We start from the raw sequence: 21,676 nt of genomic DNA, 5'->3' as shown, positions 1-21,676 counted from the left end.
TATGACAGCATAGCCTTTTAGGCCTTTGAGAACTCTATTTTTCCAAATATATAAAATCGTATTAAGTGCATTGATCAGATGCTCAAAATCAAAAATAAACACAAATATAATCAGCACCGTCCATCACATAACATAAAGCGAAACATCATTTCTGCACCCTGGTAAAAATATTTTACCATCTCTTGTAGAATCTTTTTTGATTTCTGTGAACTCGACGCTATGTGAAAGAAAACAATATAAACAAGCCATAAAAAAATCATTCTTCTAGAATATTAGAAATTCTATCGCTCAAGATAGCTATATAAGACATCATTTTTTCAGTTAACTCATTAATAAAAAGCGGGAAAGAAATTAAAAGGAAACACAATGAAATTAAAACTGTTTTTCTTCTTCCTTAGCTTGCTATTGACCATTCAGACTTCTTCTGCAGCTCCTGTTCCTGGAGTGATTCAAAGACCTCCTGATCGTCCTAATGACAAAGTTATTCAAATCAGAGTCCACACAGAAAGCGAATACTGTTATGCTCCTATGTTTACAGGAGGAATGGGCTATATTTATATCGATAATTGTTCTTCCTATAGAGTTAAAGCAGCTCGATATGACCTATTTCAAAGAGTCGCTTGGAATATCAATGATACCTGGTTATGCATGACAGCTCCTGACTCTGTTACAGGGATTGATGAAAATTCTACAGCGGACTGGGGATATCTCTTATTAAAACCTTGTGTGATCAATGATCAAAACCAACGCTGGATCATTAAAGACGGAAGTTTCTATACAGCCGATGAGAAATTTCGCGTTAAAGATTTTAATTGGTATGCTTATATTTCAAAAGATTCAAAAGCTTCTTATGACCATAAATTAACTTTTAAAATGAAGGACTGGAGCTCAACAGTTTCTCGTCCTGGTAATATCAGTTTAAAAACATACGTAGCATGGTTATATGTTAGTGTATCCCCTCCTTTATTTGCCCTCTATTATCTGCAAAATGACTCCTCCTCCCTCTCTAAAACGCCGCTGCCTCTTTATTACAATCCAGAAAATGGTCATATTGCTCAATATTACGGTTCATCTGGGTCTTTATATTGTATGGCTTCCAAACAAACTGATTCACAGGATTGGAATTGGGTACAATGGACAGAGTGTACAGATAAAATTCCTTCAAAGAAGGACTCAACCTTTTGGGATGTTTCTCAGTTAAATGAAAATGAAGGTTTTATTCTGGATCATATGGGCAATCCGTTAAGGGTTACTCAATATGGTAGCCATTGGGGTGTCCCTTATACAGCAAAAACGAGTTATATACTAAAAGACACAACAAACTTTCCAACATCTAAGTTTATTCTTTCTACTGATATTGAACAATGGAATCGTTACACGAATGGGAATTTAGGGGAAACACTTCCCTTTTGCCCTGCTCCTGGAAAAAAGGAAATTTTGCAAAATTCTCCGACACGAGCAAAACGACAATTACCTCCTGAGTTTACTCTCACCCCAGAATGGAAAAAAAGACTATGGGAAATCGCTAGAAGCACTAAAGACGGCACGGAGCGAATTGGCTTTTGTGGTGTCTGCATGGTACACGTTGCGCAAATGCTTGCTGAATTACAAGAACGTTATCAGGGCCCCATTTATCGAGATAGAGATGGTTATTTTTTCAATACGCAGGAAGGTGTAGATGTATTTACCTCACTTCGCTCTAGATTTCTTAGTCTTACAACTAGACTTGAAATGACAGAATCTTTTTCTGCAACACCTTTTACTCCAACAGAGGATAGGCATGAACGAGCAAATAGAGCATCTAGCGTAATGATATCAACGTTTTTACCTGACTATATGTGGAGATCTTCAGCCGTTGCAAGAACGTCATCAGAAATAGGAAACACGCTTCTAACTTTGTTGCGTAGACCTCCTGGAACGCTTGGATTTGTTGTAGTTGTTAGAGATAATGCTGATCATACAGGCTACGTTGCTCACGCTCAACCTGTTTTAAACACGAATCAAGGACTGATATTAATCTCTACCAACGCACCTGGATTAAGTTTTGAAGACTTCACGAACCATCTTACCCCAATCCCAGCAACAAAAGAAGGTTTAGGAAGATTAGTTTCATATCTTTCAGTGAGAGGCTCTCAATCAATTCATTCAGTCTCAACCTTTGAAATGGTTTCGTTAACCTTACCCTCTTTTAATGTTTATATGTCTCAAGACAATTGTACTGGAGAAGGTGATCATAGAAGAGGTAGCGGGCAACTTCCAAGCACTTCATCCATTAATGAATGTGCTAGCGGTAGTGGCAGATGTACCCCACGATAAAATTGACAAGTGTTAAAACAATGAACGAGTTTGGTAAAGAAAAAATGAAAAATCAGGCTATATGATTTTCTTAGAATAGTAAAAAATTCCAAACTCTTTCAATAAATATCAACATACATCGAAACAGTGATCTTCATCTTATGATGAAGATCATTTTCGTACCTTGGTAAATACTAACAAACACGTTCATAAGTGTTGAATTCACGTTTTAAATATCCATTATCAACTAAACAGCGTCTCAATCTTGCATAATCATCACTAAAGAGAGAACAAATTTTGGAAACTTCGAACTCATGATAAGTTCTATTTAAATCAAAAGCATTCACGATTTTTATTAATATCTCTTGTCTCTCAAGTTGCTGATCATTTAATTCTTTATTATCTCTTTTTCTTCTTTGTAGAGCTACATTCCAAGCCTTTGTAACCATTTGCCATTTTTTTTCATTATATTCAATTAAACCAATAGAGTGTAAACGAGCAACAGCTTTGTTAACCTTTTTGAGATCTAATTCTGTCATGGTACAAATTTCTGAAATACTCTTTTCTCCTAAAATTATTGCGGCATAAATTAATCGCAATTCTGCATTAGCCATTACCTCATGAAGAGCAGAAATTTTAAGACCACTTTGTAATTTTTCTTTACCTATAGGCAATTGGCTAGAACGAATTGGTATTTCATCCATCTCTAATAATTCTTCCTGCAGTGATTGTTGACGAAAAACTAATTCAGATGAAAGCCTTTTGCGAATAATACCTAAACCACTTTGGCGATATTTATGTAATTCAGGTATCGTTATTACCTCATAACTATGATCAAGCCTACTTATAATCTCTTCCCATAGAGGTGTACGAACGCGTCTTAATAATTCTTTACCATCTGAAGAAATTTGCGCTAAAATTATTGGTTCATGTAAAATTAAATACCCCCCTTCAGCAATATGAGGCCAAAGAGTTGCTACAAACCGAACATCATCAGCAAGTGAGCCTGCATCAATCCAAGCAAAGTCAATTTTTCCCCAAGATGTGATTGTTTTATTATCAATGTCAAAAAAATTTCTTTGAACCATAATAATAAATTCGAGATTTGTTTTATCTGCTTGTATAGTATCCCATATCTCCTGCGCAGATTGGCCAAGCGCTGTAAAATCATCTATGGTTATGAGATGGGGGTTATAATCTGCTGGTACATGTGAAGGATCAAGTACTCCTGTACGTTCTTGCCATATATTTTTTTCAATTATTTCTTTGTCATTAATCCATTCTTTTTTCGCTTTTTTAAGAGCTTCAAGAATAAAAATTGTGCTATCGCCTGCACCAATTTCAATAACAAGGTTTGGGCGCACCATTTTTAGTAAGGCACTAATAAGCTCAGAACTATTTTCTGTTCCCATTCCAGGTCTAATAAGGTTCATACTTCTCCCCCTTTTATTTCAAAATAAACGCAATATACCAGCTTCAATAAAAGTGCATAGAGTATTTTTCATGGTGTCAGAGAGGTTCGTTATGGGCCACTCCATAATAGTATGAGGCTCTGATAATTTATTTAAAAAATTTTTCGCTTGCGCATCTACCAAAAATGCCCGACCATTTAATGGATTTATTACTTTGTAACCAGCCTTAAACGTTACAATTATACATGTTGGTTCCCGTATAATACCGCTTGGTATATTTTTAAAAAACAGTTGATTAGTTTCGAGAATACCATGGCGTAATAACGTTACATATATTTCACTTGAACTATAACGCTTCCCATTTAATAGGATAGGGAACATTTCTCTTATTTTTTGTCCATACTTCAAATTATCATAGGTCTTAACATCAATATTTATAAAAACTTTCGATCGTTCAGATAAAATTGAAATTTCTTCAATAGATGGAATTCCAAAAATAGCCGACATATTTTTAACAATGCACACGTTTTTAGAAAAATAAATATCTGCCTCTGGATTAAGTCTCTCTGGATAGGGATAATATGCATTTTCAAGAATAGGTAATTTAGACCTCTTGAGTTCAATTTGAGAGTATTTTTTGTGTATATTATGCTGATAATACTCTATTAATTGCCAGGTATAGGCACCTGTAAATTTGTAAAAATTTATATGAAATGGATCTTTTTCCATATTATCCCCCTTGTTATCTAAAATTTATTTATATCTTGACTTTACAATTTTAAATTGCAATAATCATTATCTATCATAAAATTTAGGGGGATAATTCAATGAATATTTTATTAGATAAAGTAGAAGAATTCGAAGAGATTACTAAGGCTACATTGCTTAGAAAAGAAAATGAATTTTGTTTTTCTATTTCAGAGATATTGCCTGTAATTAGACATGTAAAATATGCACAAGTCCATATCGATGAAGATATGATTGTTTAATAGCTCTTTTGTAATTTAAAGATGCGTATAGAAATACTAATTTAAAGAACTAAAATTTTATAAAATTAGCCTTTTCAGGCTGTATCACGCCAATATGTTTATCATATAATGGGTTATTTTATAAAAAACTAATAAATGAACGATACTTAGAAAAATATTACATTAAATTTATGGGGGAAATATAAAAATGATACCCTTATTTTCTCAGCAATTTGCACGAGAAATTTGGAGTAAAAAAGCGATTGAGCTATCAACGGATTTTATCCCTTTTTCTGACAATCAACTCTTGAGCGCATTACATGCATACACACATTTGTACGATAAAATAAGATTTTTAAATAATATTGCATCCGTTAATATCTCTATTAATGGTGAAAAACCACAAAAGCCTTCAAAAGATTTTTTGGTTTTGGACACCGACCATACACTCGATGATTATATTTCTCGGATTGATAAAATAATTGGTAATGATGACTGGTCACTAATGTATTTTGGCCTTTCTGCAGCTGATCCCCGCATGTGGGATGCAACTAAAATATTTTCTGATAAGCTTGCAACTTCTATAGGAAAGCGCCCAGGTGGGCGAGTTGACGTCGACTGTTTTATTGGGCGATATTCTTGTACCCATGCCGGGATACACACAGATTATGCTCATAATTTTGCATATACACTGCGTAATGGAAAAACTATGTACACTTGGCCAAAGGATAGACTTGACCTTGTTGGACTTAAATATCCGCATTATGAAAAGTATAAATGCGAAAGTATAGCCTTAAAAAATAATACAGGATGTGTTGCCTACTTTCCTCATGATTTTATGCATGTTGCCGAAACAAAAGAAAATATTTCCGTCAATGTGAATCTTGCTTTTTGGGAATATTCTAGTGCTGCTAAAGATCACGCAGATCATCTAAGAAAAATGATTTCTATCCCCAAAAGGACACATTATAATATCATCCATTCTGGGCTAGTTAATCTCAATCCAGATGACCAATTACAACTTTCAACATTAGATGCCATTCTAAAAAACGGCTACTTTAAAAAGTATATGGCATCTCAGAGCTTAATCATGGACACAAGCTCTCGGATTGGAATTGCTCGCCCTCCTATAGAAGTAGTCAATATTGGAAATAATATCCACTTGGAACACAATACAACACTCCAATGGATTATTCTATTAGAATCAGAAGAAATTCTTATTTCCGCTAATGGCCACTGCATATGTGTTCCTTACCGTATGTCTTTTTTAAAAATCATGCATCAACTCGTTAATAAAGAAACTGTAAATTTAACTGAATTCTCTAATCACGAAAAAGAATATCAAGAAATTCTACGCTTTATTAAGAGTTTAGCGTGTTGGAGAGCCATATGCTAAACAAATATAAGCCCGTTATTTTACAATTTTGTATCTGTCTCATGCTAACTTTTGCCAGCTTAGCTGATGAAACAGCACAGATAACTTTCGCCTTAACACTTGCAGAGAATACCCATTTTATCTCTATGCTTCTGTCGACAGGATTGTTATGCGGTATTCTTGCTAATTTTTCTGCACCTTTACTGTTACATCAGTTTGGTGCCTACCGACTTATCATTAATATTTTTTATATTGAATCTCTCTTAATTGTAATAGCTGCTTTCATGGGATCCTTTTGGGCTTATATTTGTCTAGCAGCAGGCTTAGGGTCAGTTCTGGCATTACTTTGGTCAGCAGTTATGGTGGCTATACCAGATTTTGCTCAAAATGAACATCAACTTGATTGGATAAATCGTGTAGTACAAACTATGCGTAACTTTGGTTACATTGGTGGCCCAATTTTAGGTAGTTTATTTTTTACCTATTTACAGCATAGTTATGGTTTAATTTACCTTGCTGTACTGGTTCTATGTGCTGGATTTATTGTATTGTTATGTTTTAATTTACTTAAGATAAATAATATCAAACAGACTAAAAATGAGCATCTCCCTCATAGTACGAAAAAACATCTAGACTTTATCGGTCTATTTAAGAAAAAAACTGTTTTTTGGGTTTTACTGCCTTTAGTCATTACGATAGCTTTTAGCTCAGCTGAAAATGTTATGTTAATTATCTATATCCGCAAAATTTTACAATTTGATGCAACATCTTATGGATGGATCTTAAGTAGTACAAGTATTGGGCTAGTTATTGGACCGCTATTATTTACTGGTTTTTTTAAAACTTTAGGAGAATCCCCTGGAGCTTGTTTGGCTGCAGCGGGTATTGGTACAGGAATATTCTGCTTATCCTTAACTTCCAATATATGGGTTATCATCATATCTTCTCTCTTAATTGGAATATTCAATGGCGTACAAAATACCCTTATGGCCACTTTTATAATGAATAATATTAAAAAAGATGAGCGAAAACAACAAATGCCTGCTTATATCTTTATAGTACAAAGCTCAGTATTAGCTGGTTTTTTCAGTGCTGGCTTTATTGCTTTGGACTATATACAAATAAGTTTAACAATAATTGGTATAATGACGATACTTGCTGGCTGTACGGGGATTATTGCTAATCTTTATCAACAAAAATTTAAACCCAAAAGCAATCTATAACTCAGACTTTTTAGGATACTAATTTACACCCTACATCTTCTTTTTTTCATCAATAAAGTAGAAAATGTATTATTTTTTTTAAGACTTATCGTCTTCTATATGTCCATGCTGATGATACTAATAATTTTGATTAATTTCAAAATATTGTATGATCTAAAATCAAAGTGCATGCGCCTATAGGGAACACAAAAATTTATAAAAACTATAAAATTGCGTTTTTTTACATTACAAAAACACACTTTCCTTATCTACATCATAGGAAAACTTGTGAAAGGTTCTTTTGCGTAGCTCTTCAAACAATATTTCAAGTAGTAATTAGTATAGCATTGTTAAAAGAAAAATGATGATTTCTTGTTTTATGGAAATAGAATTTCCTATTTGCAAAATTCAAAATAATTTTTATTTAATGTAATACATAAACAATTTTGGATAATTCTTATGCTCGATACACAAACTGCGAGATTTTTTTCTATTCATCCTGTCATGAAAATATTACCAAAATTCTCAATTGCTATTTTTTTAATAGCTCTTGTACCACTTTTAAGTGGCTGCGGATTTAATGCAATACCAACGAATGAAGAAAAAGTATATGCGTCTTGGAGTGAAGTTCTAAACCAATATCAGCGCCGCACGGACCTCATTCCCAACCTTGTAGAAACTGTTAAAGCTTATGCATCTCATGAGAAAGATGTTTTGACTGGTGTTACAGAAGCACGTGCAAAAGCAACACAAACAAACATCAATACTGATATGCTAAATAATCCAGAAATGATGCAGCAATATTTTGAAAATCAAGCAAATTTATCAAGTTCACTCTCGCGTCTTATGGCTATTGCCGAAAACTACCCTGATCTTAAAGCGAGTCAAAATTTCCTTGCTCTTCAATCACAGTTAGAAGGAACTGAAAATCGTATTACCATTGCTCGCCGAGATTATATCGAAGCAGTACGCGTATATAATACAGCACTCAAAACAATGCCTGCAATGCTCTGGGCAAAATTATGGTTCCGTGATTCTAAACCTATGCAAACTTTTACCATTGATACTAATGCCCAACAAATACCGAAGGTTGATTTTAATTAATGGTATGTTTTCCTATGTTTATTCAACGTGCTACCTTCTTCCCTTATTTATGGGTTCTCATAAGCCTTTTATATTTGGCTATTGCATCAAATAATATTGCCTATTCACAAACTCAATTTCCGATCTTGACTGGTTATGTTAACGATGGTGCCCATTTACTTGACCATACAACAATAGAAGATCTAACAGAAAAGCTAGATGTGTTGGAAAAGAAAACTGGAAATCAAGTTGTTATTGCAACTGTCCCTACTCTCTCAGGAATTGATATTGAGACTTATAGTAATTCTCTTTTTCGTACATGGAGCTTGGGTCAAAAACAGATCAACAACGGTGTGCTTCTTATCGTTGCCCCAAATGAGCGTGAAGTGCGTATTGAAGTAGGCTACGGTTTAGAGGGTGAGTTAACAGATGTAATTTCTGCAGTCATTATTAATAATTTCATTCTTCCTAGCTTTCGTAAAGAAAATTATCAAGAAGGAATCGTGAAAGCAATTAATGCAATTATCAATATTACCGTAGAAAAAAATTCTGATTTTACCAATAAAATTAAAGAACAAGCTAAAGTTCTTGAAACAAAACATAAACAAACTAAAAAAGAAAAAATAATAATAAATATAGTTATATTTCTCATATTTTTTATAATGGTTTGCTTGCCTATTCTTGCAATGATTTTTGGTGAAAAAGTAGCTTCAGGAAAATATCGTTGGATGGGTATCATCTTTACATTTTGGTTTACTAATATAAATGCTGGTGGAAGGTATACTAATAGAGGCCTTAGTCGACATTCATTTAACCGTAGATTTAAGGGTGGTGGAGGATCATCTGGTGGTGGTGGCGCATCAGGAAAATGGTAAAAATAAAATCAAACGAATAATTTTATACAAAATGGTGAAAATATTTATTCTTCTATCGTTTGCATTTCTTTCTATTGCATAATAACAATTAACACTTCTCTCTTTAAAGAAAATTTATATTGTAGCTAACATTTTCTGTTTAGAATAAGGAAAATTCTAGAATCATACACTCTTTGCAAATGCTAAAATTTTTTTTACTTATTGAAGAGACTGTAAACTAATCAAATATCTTTGATAAAATCAAAAATTGATATTTTCATTTCAATAAATATTACTGAGGATATTCCAGTTGAAATATACTAGCCGTGATTACTTATCCTACGATTTCAAAACAACTGAACCCAATCTACCAATTGAATGGAAAATAAGTGATGGCTTAGTCGAATATTCTGAAGCACTCCACTATATGCAAGAACGTATAGAGAGTATTTATGCAAAAACTGCTCATGAACAAGTTTGGCTTCTAGAACATCCTTCCCTTTATACAGCTGGAACAAGTGCAAATAAAAAGGATCTTTTGACACCTCATTTATTCCCTGTTTATGAAGCAGGCCGCGGCGGTGAATTTACATATCATGGTCCAGGACAACGTATTGCTTACATCATGCTTGATCTTAAACGTCGAAAACAAGACATACGTGCATTCATTAGTGCATTAGAACAATGGATCATACAAACACTTGCAGAATTTAATATTAAAGGTGAACGTCGTGAAGATCGGATCGGTGTTTGGGTTGTAAGACCTGATCGTCCATCAACAACAAGTGATATACCCACAGAAGATAAAATTGCTGCTATTGGCATACGTATACGAAAATGGGTTAGCTTTCACGGCATTTCTATCAATGTTGACACTGATTTAACACACTATTCAGGCATTGTTCCCTGCGGAATAACAAATCATGGTGTCACCAGTTTACTTGATTTAGGTTTACCTATAACCATACACGATGTTGACAGTGCTTTAAAAAAAGCATTTGAACAAATTTTTGGTCCAACAATTGATGTTTCTTAAGTGCATTGATTTTTAAGGCATAAAGTTTTATTTTAAAAAAATTTAAATTTAGGTAGATAATTAAGTGATATGAGTAATGACAATAAAGATCTTTTTAGTGTTCTAAATCATGCTCAGTCCCGTATAGACAGGAAAGAAAACACTCAATATACTTCAGTGCACTCAGAAATAGCTGTTCCAGCCGTTCCTGTATCTTCACTCCATCATCACAAAGAAGACAATACCTATAATGCCTCATCTATTCGAATACTTGAAGGTTTAGAACCTGTACGTTTACGACCTGGAATGTATATTGGTGGTACAGATAGCAAAGCACTCCACCATTTATTCTCTGAAATCATTGACAATGCGATGGATGAAGCTGTTGCAGGTTATGCTGATTTGATTGATATAACATTGGACAGCAATAATTATCTGACTGTAACAGATAATGGACGTGGTATTCCTATTGAAAATCATCCCCAAATACCGGATAAGTCTACCCTTGAAGTCATTATGACACATCTTCATTCAGGTGGAAAATTTGATGGAAAGGCTTATCAAACTTCTGGTGGATTACATGGAGTGGGCATTTCTGTCGTTAACGCTCTCTCTGATGATATGGAAGTAGAAGTCGCTCGAGAGCGCAAACTTTATCGTCAACGTTTCTCACGCGGAATTCCTCAGTCTGAGCTAGACGAATTAGGTGATGTTTATAATCGTCGTGGTACACGAGTTTGTTTTCATCCTGATAGTCAAATTTTTGGTGAAAATACAGCTTTTGACCCAGAAAAAATTTATAAAATAGCGCGCTCTAAAGCCTATCTCTTCAATGGAGTGAAAATTCGTTGGCATTGTGATCCTGCGGCACTTAAAAATGCAAAAAACATCCCTGAAAAAGATATTTTTTACTTTCCAGATGGGCTGAAAGATTATTTATCCTTATCACTGAAAAATAAACATCTTGTAACAGCTGAAATTTTTTCTGGTAAAACACAACAACTTAGTGGCCATGGTTCAGTTGAATGGGCAATAGCTTGGCACAATGGTGATGCCTATATACAATCTTACTGTAATACCATTCCTACTGAAGAAGGTGGAACACACGAAACAGGACTAAGACAAACTCTTCTCCGTGGATTAAAAGCTTATGCTGAATTAATAGGAAATAAGCGAGCTTCTATCATTACTTCTGATGATGTTATGGCTTCAATGGTTGTAATGCTCTCAATCTTTATTAAAGATCCTCAATTTGTTGGACAAACAAAAAATCGATTAGCCACAACTGAGGCACAACGTATTGTTGAAAATGCAATACGTGATCCTTTCGATCACTGGCTAGTCAATTCTCCCCATGAAGCAACAAAACTACTAAATTGGGTTATTGAACGAGCTGAAGAACGTCTTAAACGACGTCAAGATAGAGAAATAAATCGAAAAACTGCCGTACGTAAATTACGCTTGCCTGGAAAATTAGCAGATTGTAGCCAAAATTCTGCTGCTAACGCTGAATTATTTATTGTTGAAGGTGACTCTGCTGGTGGTTCTGCTAAACAAGCACGCAATAGAACAAACCAAGCAATTTTACCTTTGCGTGGAAAAATCTTAAATGTGGCAAATGCTGCACATGAAAAAATGAGCTTAAGCCAAACGATCTCCGACCTAATACTCGCACTTGGATGTGGAACGCGTTCTAAATATCGTGAAGAAGATCTCAGGTACGAACGTATTATCATTATGACCGATGCAGATGTTGACGGTGCTCATATTGCTTCACTCTTAATTACTTTCTTCTTTCAAGAAATACCTGATCTCATTCGTGCAGGACATCTGTATCTCGCTGTGCCTCCCCTTTACAGAATATCACAAGGAGGAAAAGTTGCTTATGCACGTGACGACTCTCATAAAGACGAGTTGCTAAAAACTGAATTTACTGGAAAAAGTAAAATTGAAATTGGACGTTTTAAAGGCCTTGGAGAAATGCGTGCCGAGCAACTTAAAGAAACAACGATGAATCCTAAAAAACGTACACTTTTACGTGTTTCTATTAATACTTTTGAAATGCAAGAAACTAAAGAAACAGTGCAAAATCTTATGGGAAGTAAACCGGAAGAAAGGTTCCGCTTTATACAAGAAAGCTCTATTTTCGCAAATAATTTAGATATCTGATTTTCAAAAGTTAATTTTTAATCTACTGCTGCTGCATCAATAACCCGCAGTTGCGGAGTAACTGTCCCATTCCAGTAATTTAAACTGAGATTACCAGCCAAATGGATCGTTTTACCGATATTTTTAATAAAAAAATTACCAAGTGATGTTTCTACTGCACGAAAAGCTATTCCTTGTAGTTTTTTCCCTTCAATATCAGAAACAGTAAGACGCAAGTGACTTTTCCCTACTTCGCGAAGATTAACCAACCGATGAGAAGGAAGAACAAAGACAGGTGCAGCATTTCCTGAACCAAATGGACCTGCTTTTTCAATCATATCAAAAAGATCCTTATTAACACCAGAAGCAGAAATAAAACCATCTATGTTGAGACATTGTTCAGCACGCAACTGTGAAACCATTAAAGAAACTTTTTCTTTTAGCCACTCTTGAAAAGCATTGATTTTTGTTGATTGGATTGTAACTCCAGCAGCCATGCTATGTCCTCCTCCTTTTTCTAACAAATTTAGAGAAACTGCTTCACGAACAAGTTCTCCTAAATCTATGCCGTCAATGGAACGTCCTGATCCAATACCTTTGCCATCTGCTTTTAAAGCAATTGCAAAAACAGGACAAAAAAAACGCTCTTTTAAACGAGATGCAAGAATACCAACAATTCCAGGATGCCATTCTTGATGGGCAACAACAATTGATAAAGGCATTTCTTCATCTTGATAAATAGAATGAATATAAGCTTCTGCCTGAGCTAACTGAACGCTTTCCATCTCTTGTCGCTCTTGATTAAGCTGATCCAATTGCTTTGCTATTCTATCAGCTTCATCTCTATTATCACAGCTAAGCAAACGTGCTCCTAAAGCCTGATCTCCAATACGTCCACCTGCATTAATTCTAGGTCCTAACAAAAAACCTAAATGAAAACTATTAAGCGGCTCACCTATACATGCGACTTTTGCTAAAGCGGCTATCCCAGGATTATGCATAGAACGCGCAACTTGAAGCCCTTTAACAACAAAAGCACGATTAACGCCTTTTAATGGAACTACATCACATATAGTCGCTAACGCAACGAGATCAAGCATAGCTAAAAGATCAGGAATATCTCCTTCCCATTTTTTCTTTCTCAATAAATGATTGACCCATACTAATGTAATAAATACGATACCTGCAGCACATAAGTGCCCTTGTTCTGAAAAATCATCAAGGCGATTAGGATTGACAAGAGCAACAGATTCTTGATGATGATCGCCCATTTGATGATGATCTAAAACCACCACATCAGCACCTAAAAGTCTAGCGGCCTTTACTGCATCTGGACTGTTTGCACCACAGTCAACAGTAATAATCAAACTAGCTCCCTCTTGTACTAACACCTTCATGGCCTGTTCATTTGGCCCATAACCTTCAACGATACGATCAGGAATATAAGTTTTTGTTTTTATATCAAAATAACGAAAAAAACGTGCTAACAGCGCTGATGAACAAGCACCATCAACATCATAATCACCGAAAATAGCGACATTTTCTTGATTCATAATAGCTTTAACCAAACGCTCTGCAGCACAGTGCATATCCGTAAAATTCTCTGGATTAGGCATTAAAGTGCGTAACGCTGGATTAATAAAAGAAATAACTTCAGATTCATCAACATCTCTTGCCGAAAGAACCCGAGCTAATTGATCTGGCAAGCCGAATTTTTGAGAAATAGCACGAGCTTTATTGATTCCCTGAATATCAAGAGAATCTACCCAAGCTTTACCACAAGCAGAAGATTTAACATCAAGACAATAATGAGATAATTGCATGACTATTTCATAAAATAAAAGTAGAAAAAATACAATTAACGCTTAACGATAAAGCGCTCCACTCCTATTTTATAATATATAAAAATATAATGATAGTTTATTTATAAAATACTATTTCATCGTTTTTATTTTCTCTTGACGCAAACCATAAGACATTATATCAGACAGGTAGCATGAGTTAAAACATGTTTTGTTGTGATAATCATTCACAACATAAAGCAACAAAAAATGTTCTCATGATCATATACAGGATTATAGAGAGTTTTAATAATAAAGGGACTTCTATGGTAACTTTTTCACAAAAACCTGCTGAAGTAGTAAAAAAATGGATCGTCATTGATGCAGAAAATCTTGTTTTAGGTCGTCTTGCTACACTCGTCGCCAATCGCTTACGTGGAAAACACAAGCCTACTTTTACTCCACATGTTGATGATGGCGATAATGTTATTGTTATCAATGCAAATAAAGTAGTTCTCACTGGTAAAAAATATACCGATAAAAAATATTACTGGCATACTGGTTATATTGGTGGCATCAAAGAGCGTACAGCGCGTCAAATTCTTGAAGGTCGTTTTCCTGAGCGGATTATTGAAAAAGCTGTAGAACGTATGATTCCTCGTGGTCCACTTGGTCGCCGTCAAATGAAAAATCTGCGTGTTTATGCTGGTAGCCAACATCCCCACGAAGCGCAACAACCTGAAACTCTTGATGTCGGTACCTTAAATCGGAAAAATAAAAGGATTGCTTAATTATGGCTGAACTTAATTCTCTTTCTGAACTTAGTGCCGTGACGAATACTGTAGAAGTTATTAAAAACATTGCTCCTGTTCACGTACAAAAACTTGATTCACAGGGGCGTTCCTACGCAACAGGGAAACGTAAAGATGCTGTTGCTCGTGTATGGGTTAAACCGGGCACTGGAAAAATTACCGTAAATAATAAAGAATTTGAACAATATTTTGCTCGTCCTGTTCTTAGAATGATTCTTCGCCAACCAATTGTTACAGCTAAAAGAGATACACAATATGATATCGTTGCAACTGTTGCTGGGGGTGGCCTTTCTGGTCAAGCAGGTGCAATACGTCATGGCATTTCTAAAGCTTTAACATATTATGAACCGGCGTTGCGTGCTATCTTAAAAAAAGGTGGTTTTCTTACGCGTGATAGCCGTGTTGTTGAACGTAAAAAATATGGTAAAGCAAAAGCACGCCGTTCTTTCCAATTCTCAAAGCGCTAATTTTCAAATTTTGTACAACAGTGAAAGTCGCTTCATGATAATAAAGACCTCGTTTCTAATGGGGTTTTTTATTTTAAAATACAATCAAAATTATGACTCATACATCAATAATTATAATACCCTTATTTATCACAATTAAAACCTCATCAAATATGAAGTCTTAGTCCAAAAAAGATTTCAACATTGCGATAAAATAAGGAACGGAAATAGGTTTAGACATATATTCCTCACATCCACTCGCGCGAATCCGCTCTTCGTCCCCTTTCATAGCAAAGGCTGTTACAGCAACAACAGGGATAAATTTGAGCTCTTCATCCTCTTTTAATTGTTTAATGACATCGATTCCTGATACTTCAGGTAATTGAATATCCATAAGAATAAGAGAAGGCTTTGATAAACGGGCTAGATCTAGTGCAACAAGGCCATTACGAGTCTCAACCGTTTCATAGCCACTTGCTTCTACAAGATCACGAAATAATTTCATATTAAGTTCGTTATCTTCTACGATCATGACTTTTTTTAACATTAGCATTACTCTTTTTCTATATAAAAGCGTGTGAATGTAAATCAGATATATTACTGTTTAGCTAAGATAAAGAAAAAAACACATAGAATGAACGAACTAAGAAAAGCGTTTTTTTGCTCACGATAATAAGGTTTAACGCAATATTTCCTTCAACTTATAGAAATAGAATCTGGAATATTAGTATCATTACATCACCATAAAGTTTTTAGCTGGTTATATTACACTTTGCGCTAATAAATAGCTCTATAATCCTTATTACTATCTGTCTCATTACGAAACGGTTATGAATTCATAAACCAGGTTAAACTCTATATTTCTCAATTAAAATAAATCAATGACCTCATATGAACTGACTAATTTTAAATATGAGATCTTGATACGATCCTCACTTAAAACCCTTTCCCTAAAAATATCATATCCTACTTCAAATAATCATTTCACTTTTTCATATTGTTTTGTGCTTTAAAATAAACACTTAGATCAGAAAAAATTCCTTACACCTTTTATAAATTTGATCAATGTCTACACGAAAAGGAAATCATTCAAATTATTCGATGGAAAATATTTTTCTACTAATGCATAAAGAATTGCTGCTGTTTCAGAATCTAGAATTCCATCATACGTTTCTTGGCGAAAATGCATCTGAAATGCTCGAATCAAAGCCTTATATCCACTTTCAGTATTTGCAATTGAGGTATCATATCCATATTGCCTTAGTTGAGCAATAATCTCTGATTGAGGTGGAATATTTTTGAGAAATGTAGCTTGATATTTCTCCTTGAGATCATCATCATACCATGCTCCAATACCTACTCTATAGAGCTCTTTCCAAGGGAAAGATGGACCTGGATCACTTTTCCGTGTAGGAGCAATATCACTATGAGCTACAACATTAGTCGGCACAATATCTGGATAACGTTGCAAAATATTTGACCCAAGTTCTTTAACTGCATCAATTTGTATTGGATTATAAGGAGGAAATCCCCCAGGAACACCAGTAGCTAAATTAACTATCTCAATCCCAATAGACGTATCATTTAAATTTGTATGCCCAGCCCATGAACTAACACCGGCATGCCACGCACGTTCATTTTCATCAACTAAATTAAAAATACGCATATCTTTAAAACCTGCCTCAATATACGTTTTTTCTAAAGGATCAGGAATAAGATAGTGAGCACTAACGTTAGCTCCTGTCAAAGCTGTAATGGACATTGCAAAGTCAATTGCAGTATAATGCAATACTAAAAAACGAACTCGACGATTAAAGCTTTTTATAGAGCGATAGCTATTATAATCAATTTTATACATAGAAAATCCCTATTTTTTAGCTAAATAAATATTATAGTAAATGATATATAAAATTAATATTAGTACTATTTTAGGAATTTTTTATGATAAAATTAATATCCATGTGCCATTCTGAAATTCCTGCTCTCCTTTAATTATAATCCAGAAAATGGTCATATCACGTAGTATTACGATGCATCTGGATTTTTTATTGTATAGTTTCTTAACAATCTCTTTCTGATAATTCAAATTGGGTAAAATGGATCTCTTATACGGATACAGTTTCTTCAAGTAAAAACTCTTCTTACTGGGATCTTTCTCAGTTAAACAGAACTGAAGGTCTCATTTTGGATTATAAAGGCAATATATTAAGAGTTGCCTGCTATGGTCCTCATTGGGAAGTGTTACTGCTCCAATATGACTGAAAACCTTCAGAAATTGCAATAACAGAAGAAGATATGAGAAGAAGACTTCAAGATTTTTTGTGTTTACCTTTTGGAATACTTGGATTTATGAGAATTGTGATGAATGATGATAGTACCAATACAATACTGTTGGCCATATCCAACCGATTTTAAGATTAGAGGAAGGACTCGTATTAATCCCTTAACATCACTTTCTTTAGATACAGGTTCATCCCAACAACCAATCTAAATACACTAAGATATTATCTTTCAATTGGAAGATCTCGAAGATTTTATTCACTTATGACGTATAAATGACTTGGAGAGGTGAAATTCCTTTGAATTTTTACACATCCTAGAAAAATTGTACTAGAGAAGAAGATTATAGAAAAGACAATCGACAACTTGCAAAAATCTTTCTCATTAATCAGTGTGTTAGTGGTGGCAGTAGATGTACTATTCAATAACATAGACTTTGAGAGCCATGTTTTAAATATGTAAAAATTGTGCTGGTGAATTATTAATCTATCTAAAAAATAAATAATACCATCAACTAGGAATGAAAATCTCTATAGTCTTGATGATTTTCTTCTCCTTGAAAATGAGTAAGAAGACTATAGTTTTACTCCTTGGTTAGAAGAAGACGTAGAAAATATTATCGTCGGTAGAACATCACAGACAATATCATTCATTTAAAAACAGAAAAGAGTCAGTTTCAAACGGATGTCTTTCTTCCTATTTTACCTGAATTAGCTGCTACACTCGCAACAAGTCCAATTGGTGATGAGACGTTTATCTGTAGTAAAAGCGGCAAAAAATTCATCAAAGAAAGCTTTGGCAACATGTTTCGTAAAGCCTGTAACCAGGCAGGCATCAAAAATAGCCCATGGATTAAGAAAATCGGCGGCAACGAGAGCCGCTAATTAAGGAGTTACAATTTCACAAATGAAAGCACTTTTTGGACGGACCAAAGATAGCATGGCGTCTTTTTATAGGAAAACAGCTGATAGAAAACGGTTAACCATCGAATCCATAAAAAAGTTACCAAAAGATGCGGGATAGAGGCTAAAAAAATCAATAAAAGCAAAGAACTTTAAATCCTCTAATCTTGATCTAAGTTATTACTATTGAATATTGGTGATCCCGACAGGATTCGAACCTGTGACCCACGGCTTAGAAGGCCGTTGCTCTATCCAGCTGAGCTACGGGACCCACTGAGTATTTTTGTAATTAAAAATAAAATCCCTGTTAGTGCGTCCAAGATTGCTGCCGATCACTGCGAAAATTATCAGCATAAGAAATAACACGACGCGAAACTTTATACACATTTTCTACTCGATAAGGGATAGAATTTTTGATAGCAAAGGCAATAGCTTCCTCTTTCATATTAAATCGAATTTTTACCTGACTATTCATATCAGATGTCGCTGTATATCCCATAAGAGGCTCATACATCTTTGGCTGCTCTGGTTCATATTGAAGAATCCAAAACCCCGTATTCGCCTTACCTGACTGCATTGATGTTTTTGCTGGACTGTAAATACGTGCAACCATAGTTCTTTCTTTTAGATAAGGTAACGTTTGCATGACAATTTTTTACCACATACCACACAATTATCCCATGATTTTTTTCATTAAAACATGGTCGGAGCGATAGGATTCGAACCTACGACCCCCTGATCCCAAATCAGGTGCGCTACCAGACTGCGCTACGCTCCGTTATTCATATCTGAAATACCTTCCCTAAAATTTTAAAAGCAGAAGTGCAAGAGAAAAACACATTTTTTAAAAACTTTATTCTATTTATTCATAGAATAAGAATTGTTTAAACAATTCTTCACTTAATTGTATCTTATGATCAGAAATAAGAAAATAATATTTCCAGAAAAAACAATTAAAATAGTCACTCAAAATAGAATGACTCTTTCATAATTATTACTCACTTATGAAAAATCAGTGTTCATCCAAGATGAACTGTATCTCTCTTGCGCATTTTAATAATAATAAAACTATTTTACATCAAATAATTGAAGCTGTATTCAACATAATATCACTGCATTTGCATGTTGATGGCTTCACCAATAACAGTCCGCGTTATTTTACTTTTTCTCTGCAATGCTAATCGATCAACAGAATCAACAACACGCTGTAATGCAAACAAAGATCGCTCACAACGAGTGACAAGGTAATGGATAATATCTGAATGAACAGAAATTTGCCGATCTGAAAAAAGTTTAAAAGCAACAGCTGTTAATAAAGCATCATCAGGTTGATTAATCTCAACCAACATAACCGAATTCAAACGACTTTTTAAATCATTTAACTTTAAATTCCATGTAGATGGTACTGCACGAGCGGTTATTAACAAATGAGTTTGACGTACATCAAGATTTGCTTGCTGAATACTATTAATCAAATGAAAAAGCCCAGTTTCACTGATTTGACTTGCATCAATATCCTCAATTAAAAGCGATCGACCTGAAGAAGCTAAAGAAATAACCTGATCAATATCTTCACGATGAATAGTTAAAGCATTAGCTTTTTGTGCCCATACGCTAGAAAAATGCGTTTTTCCAGAGCCTTCTTTTCCAACCAAAACAGCAATAGGCAGTATCCAATTTGGCCAATAATCAATCAACTGAAAAGCCATACGATTACTATCCGTAACGACTAAATTATCAAAACAAAAGACAGATTCATAAGGTAAATCTAGAGGTAATTGCGCTTCCCACTCATTCATTCCACAAGCTCCGAATTTTTGCCTTGTGAATATAATTCAGAACTAAGGTAGATATGAAGGGCAAAACGAACCAAAACCCCAATAGCAGCAGCTGCAGGAACAGCAACGAGCATACCTGTAAAACCAAATAATGAACCAAAGGCGAACAGTGCAAACATTAACCACACCGGATGAAGGCCTACTGATGAACCTACAAGTTTTGGCTGAAGGATACAGGCTTCAATAAATTGACCCATGAAAAAAACAACCATAACAATAATAATCTGTCCCCAGTCATCTGGATAAAACTGAACCCAGGCAACACCAACAGACAATACAAAGCCAATCATTGTACCAATGTAAGGAATAAAACTGATAAGACCAACAAGCATACCAATTACAAGACCAAAATTAAGTTCTGTGATAGTTAAGCCAATAGCATAATACCCGCCTAATACCAAACAAACCGTTCCCTGCCCACGAATAAAACCAGCGACAGCTCTATCCATTTCACGAAAAATACTGCGAACAGTCACAAGATGATCCCGTGGTATCCACGAATCAACAGTTTCAATCATACGTTGCCAATCTAATAACATGTAAAATGCTACTACAGGCACTACCACTAATAAGCTAACAATATTAACAATAGATCTTCCTGATCTCAAAAGTGAATTTAAAAAAGATGTAATAAAATCAGAACTCTGTCTTAAAAGTGCTGTGATATTGGTTTGCAATTCACTTGGATCACTATCAAAATAATGCCTAACCCAATCAAAATTATATTCGACAAAAAAAGTTTGAATGCGATTCATATAAGTTGGCAAACCATTACTCACAAATTGCTGTATTTGCCAGCTAATAATAGGAATCAAAATTGTTAGAGAGACCACAAAAATAACAACAATAAATAAGGTAATCAAAATAGTGCCCAAAATACGATGAATACCAATTTCTTCAAGTAATTCTATCACTGGATTAAGAAAATAAGCTAATACAATCCCTGCTATAAAAGGAAACAAAATCGATCCAAAAATAAACATAAAAAGAAGAAAGAAAATTAACGCACCTAACCAAAACAAAATTTGCTTACTTATACCATTTGGCAACAACGTTTGAGCATAAGCTGGCACGTAATCAGTATGACGATCCTGAGGTTCATTTTCATGAATTCTCTTTTTCATCGTCTGTAAAGTCAAGCTATTATGATTATCTGATAACTTATTCATCAATATCCCAAAAAAATTTCAAAAAAGATTATGCAACTTCTTTCACTGAGGTCAAGAAAAACAATCATTTATATTTCTGGGTGCTAATATCAATAT

At 34.5% G+C, this 21,676-nt stretch carries 19 protein-coding genes, 2 tRNA genes and 1 pseudogene; 12 read left to right on the top strand and 10 right to left on the bottom strand.

The genetic code is table 11. From position 1 onward, the window contains the following. The first annotated feature begins 366 nt into the window (after positions 1 to 366). Entirely contained in the window at positions 367 to 2,316 is a 1,950-nt protein-coding gene (locus tag H710_RS04235; protein ID WP_041849593.1) for a DUF1561 family protein, read from the top strand. 173 nt (positions 2,317 to 2,489) lie between these two features. Here H710_RS04235 and H710_RS04230 read toward each other — a convergent pair whose 3' ends face one another. Next, positions 2,490 to 3,728: a DUF2087 domain-containing protein gene (locus H710_RS04230; RefSeq protein ID WP_041849592.1), complete on the bottom strand. Its 1,239-nt coding sequence runs from the start codon at positions 3,726 to 3,728 to the stop codon at positions 2,490 to 2,492. Positions 3,729 to 3,746: 18 nt separating this feature from the next. Next, complete coding sequence (locus tag H710_RS04225) at positions 3,747 to 4,436, bottom strand: hypothetical protein (protein ID WP_041849591.1); 690 nt, start codon at positions 4,434 to 4,436, stop codon at positions 3,747 to 3,749. Positions 4,437 to 4,534: 98 nt separating this feature from the next. Between H710_RS04225 and H710_RS06265 the strand changes: the two genes are divergently transcribed. From H710_RS06265 to parE, 7 genes are all read left to right on the top strand, one after another. Next, a complete protein-coding gene (locus H710_RS06265; protein WP_179852339.1) occupies positions 4,535 to 4,696 on the top strand; it encodes a hypothetical protein in 162 nt (53 codons plus the stop codon). Positions 4,697 to 4,883: 187 nt separating this feature from the next. Then, complete coding sequence (locus H710_RS04220) at positions 4,884 to 6,071, top strand: hypothetical protein (RefSeq protein WP_041849590.1); 1,188 nt, start codon at positions 4,884 to 4,886, stop codon at positions 6,069 to 6,071. Further along, positions 6,065 to 7,273 (top strand): MFS transporter, encoded by a 1,209-nt coding sequence (locus H710_RS04215; protein ID WP_041849589.1) that lies wholly within the window; start codon positions 6,065 to 6,067, stop codon positions 7,271 to 7,273. Before H710_RS04220 ends, H710_RS04215 begins: the two co-directional genes overlap by 7 nt. A gap of 438 nt (positions 7,274 to 7,711) precedes the next feature. Next, positions 7,712 to 8,356 carry a LemA family protein gene (locus H710_RS04210; RefSeq protein ID WP_041849588.1) on the top strand — a complete coding sequence of 215 codons (645 nt, stop codon included), beginning with the start codon at positions 7,712 to 7,714 and terminating at the stop codon, positions 8,354 to 8,356. After that, the gene (locus H710_RS04205) at positions 8,356 to 9,210 is read left to right on the top strand and encodes a TPM domain-containing protein (protein WP_041849587.1); all 855 of its coding nucleotides are present in this window, start codon (positions 8,356 to 8,358) and stop codon (positions 9,208 to 9,210) included. The genes H710_RS04210 and H710_RS04205 overlap by 1 nt, the downstream gene beginning before the upstream one ends. Positions 9,211 to 9,499: 289 nt before the next feature. After that, positions 9,500 to 10,225, top strand: a complete 726-nt coding sequence (gene lipB / locus H710_RS04200) for a lipoyl(octanoyl) transferase LipB (RefSeq protein WP_041849586.1) — start codon at positions 9,500 to 9,502, stop codon at positions 10,223 to 10,225. Between the two features lie 69 nt (positions 10,226 to 10,294). After that, positions 10,295 to 12,373 carry a DNA topoisomerase IV subunit B gene (gene parE, locus H710_RS04195; RefSeq protein ID WP_041849585.1) on the top strand — a complete coding sequence of 693 codons (2,079 nt, stop codon included), beginning with the start codon at positions 10,295 to 10,297 and terminating at the stop codon, positions 12,371 to 12,373. 17 nt (positions 12,374 to 12,390) lie between these two features. On the opposite strand, the gene recJ is transcribed toward parE, so the two are convergent. After that, a complete protein-coding gene (recJ, locus tag H710_RS04190) occupies positions 12,391 to 14,175 on the bottom strand; it encodes a single-stranded-DNA-specific exonuclease RecJ (RefSeq protein WP_041849584.1) in 1,785 nt (594 codons plus the stop codon). A gap of 284 nt (positions 14,176 to 14,459) precedes the next feature. On the opposite strand from recJ, the gene rplM reads away from it, so the two are divergent. Further along, positions 14,460 to 14,924 carry a 50S ribosomal protein L13 gene (gene rplM, locus H710_RS04185; RefSeq protein ID WP_041849583.1) on the top strand — a complete coding sequence of 155 codons (465 nt, stop codon included), beginning with the start codon at positions 14,460 to 14,462 and terminating at the stop codon, positions 14,922 to 14,924. 2 nt (positions 14,925 to 14,926) lie between these two features. Continuing rightward, positions 14,927 to 15,412, top strand: a complete 486-nt coding sequence (rpsI, locus tag H710_RS04180) for a 30S ribosomal protein S9 (protein ID WP_041849582.1) — start codon at positions 14,927 to 14,929, stop codon at positions 15,410 to 15,412. A 160-nt stretch (positions 15,413 to 15,572) separates the two neighbouring features. On the opposite strand, the gene H710_RS04175 is transcribed toward rpsI, so the two are convergent. Both H710_RS04175 and H710_RS04170 read right to left on the bottom strand, forming a co-directional pair. Then, a complete protein-coding gene (locus H710_RS04175) occupies positions 15,573 to 15,938 on the bottom strand; it encodes a response regulator (RefSeq protein ID WP_041849581.1) in 366 nt (121 codons plus the stop codon). Between the two features lie 522 nt (positions 15,939 to 16,460). Beyond that, positions 16,461 to 17,249 carry an N-acetylmuramoyl-L-alanine amidase gene (locus H710_RS04170; RefSeq protein ID WP_041849580.1) on the bottom strand — a complete coding sequence of 263 codons (789 nt, stop codon included), beginning with the start codon at positions 17,247 to 17,249 and terminating at the stop codon, positions 16,461 to 16,463. A 242-nt stretch (positions 17,250 to 17,491) separates the two neighbouring features. On the opposite strand from H710_RS04170, the gene H710_RS06550 reads away from it, so the two are divergent. Both H710_RS06550 and H710_RS06385 read left to right on the top strand, forming a co-directional pair. Then, a complete protein-coding gene (locus H710_RS06550; RefSeq protein WP_155367627.1) occupies positions 17,492 to 17,653 on the top strand; it encodes a DUF1561 family protein in 162 nt (53 codons plus the stop codon). Between the two features lie 647 nt (positions 17,654 to 18,300). Beyond that, positions 18,301 to 18,694 (top strand): annotated as a pseudogene (locus H710_RS06385) (tyrosine-type recombinase/integrase); the annotation flags it as partial. 73 nt (positions 18,695 to 18,767) lie between these two features. On the opposite strand, the gene H710_RS04160 reads toward H710_RS06385, so the two are convergent. From H710_RS04160 to H710_RS04140, 5 genes are all read right to left on the bottom strand, one after another. After that, positions 18,768 to 18,844 (bottom strand) — tRNA-Arg (locus H710_RS04160). A 36-nt stretch (positions 18,845 to 18,880) separates the two neighbouring features. Next, the gene (locus H710_RS04155) at positions 18,881 to 19,186 is read right to left on the bottom strand and encodes an ETC complex I subunit (protein ID WP_041849579.1); all 306 of its coding nucleotides are present in this window, start codon (positions 19,184 to 19,186) and stop codon (positions 18,881 to 18,883) included. Positions 19,187 to 19,274: 88 nt separating this feature from the next. Beyond that, positions 19,275 to 19,351 (bottom strand) — tRNA-Pro (locus H710_RS04150). 331 nt (positions 19,352 to 19,682) lie between these two features. Continuing rightward, positions 19,683 to 20,372, bottom strand: a complete 690-nt coding sequence (hdaA, locus tag H710_RS04145) for a DnaA regulatory inactivator HdaA (RefSeq protein WP_041849578.1) — start codon at positions 20,370 to 20,372, stop codon at positions 19,683 to 19,685. Beyond that, the gene (locus H710_RS04140) at positions 20,369 to 21,580 is read right to left on the bottom strand and encodes an AI-2E family transporter (RefSeq protein WP_041849577.1); all 1,212 of its coding nucleotides are present in this window, start codon (positions 21,578 to 21,580) and stop codon (positions 20,369 to 20,371) included. Before H710_RS04140 ends, hdaA begins: the two co-directional genes overlap by 4 nt. Positions 21,581 to 21,676 lie beyond the last annotated feature (96 nt).

Source organism: Bartonella bacilliformis Ver097 (genome assembly GCF_000709795.1).
GTDB lineage: Bacteria > Pseudomonadota > Alphaproteobacteria > Rhizobiales > Rhizobiaceae > Bartonella > Bartonella bacilliformis_A.
This window is presented reverse-complemented; position numbering and strand designations above follow the sequence as displayed.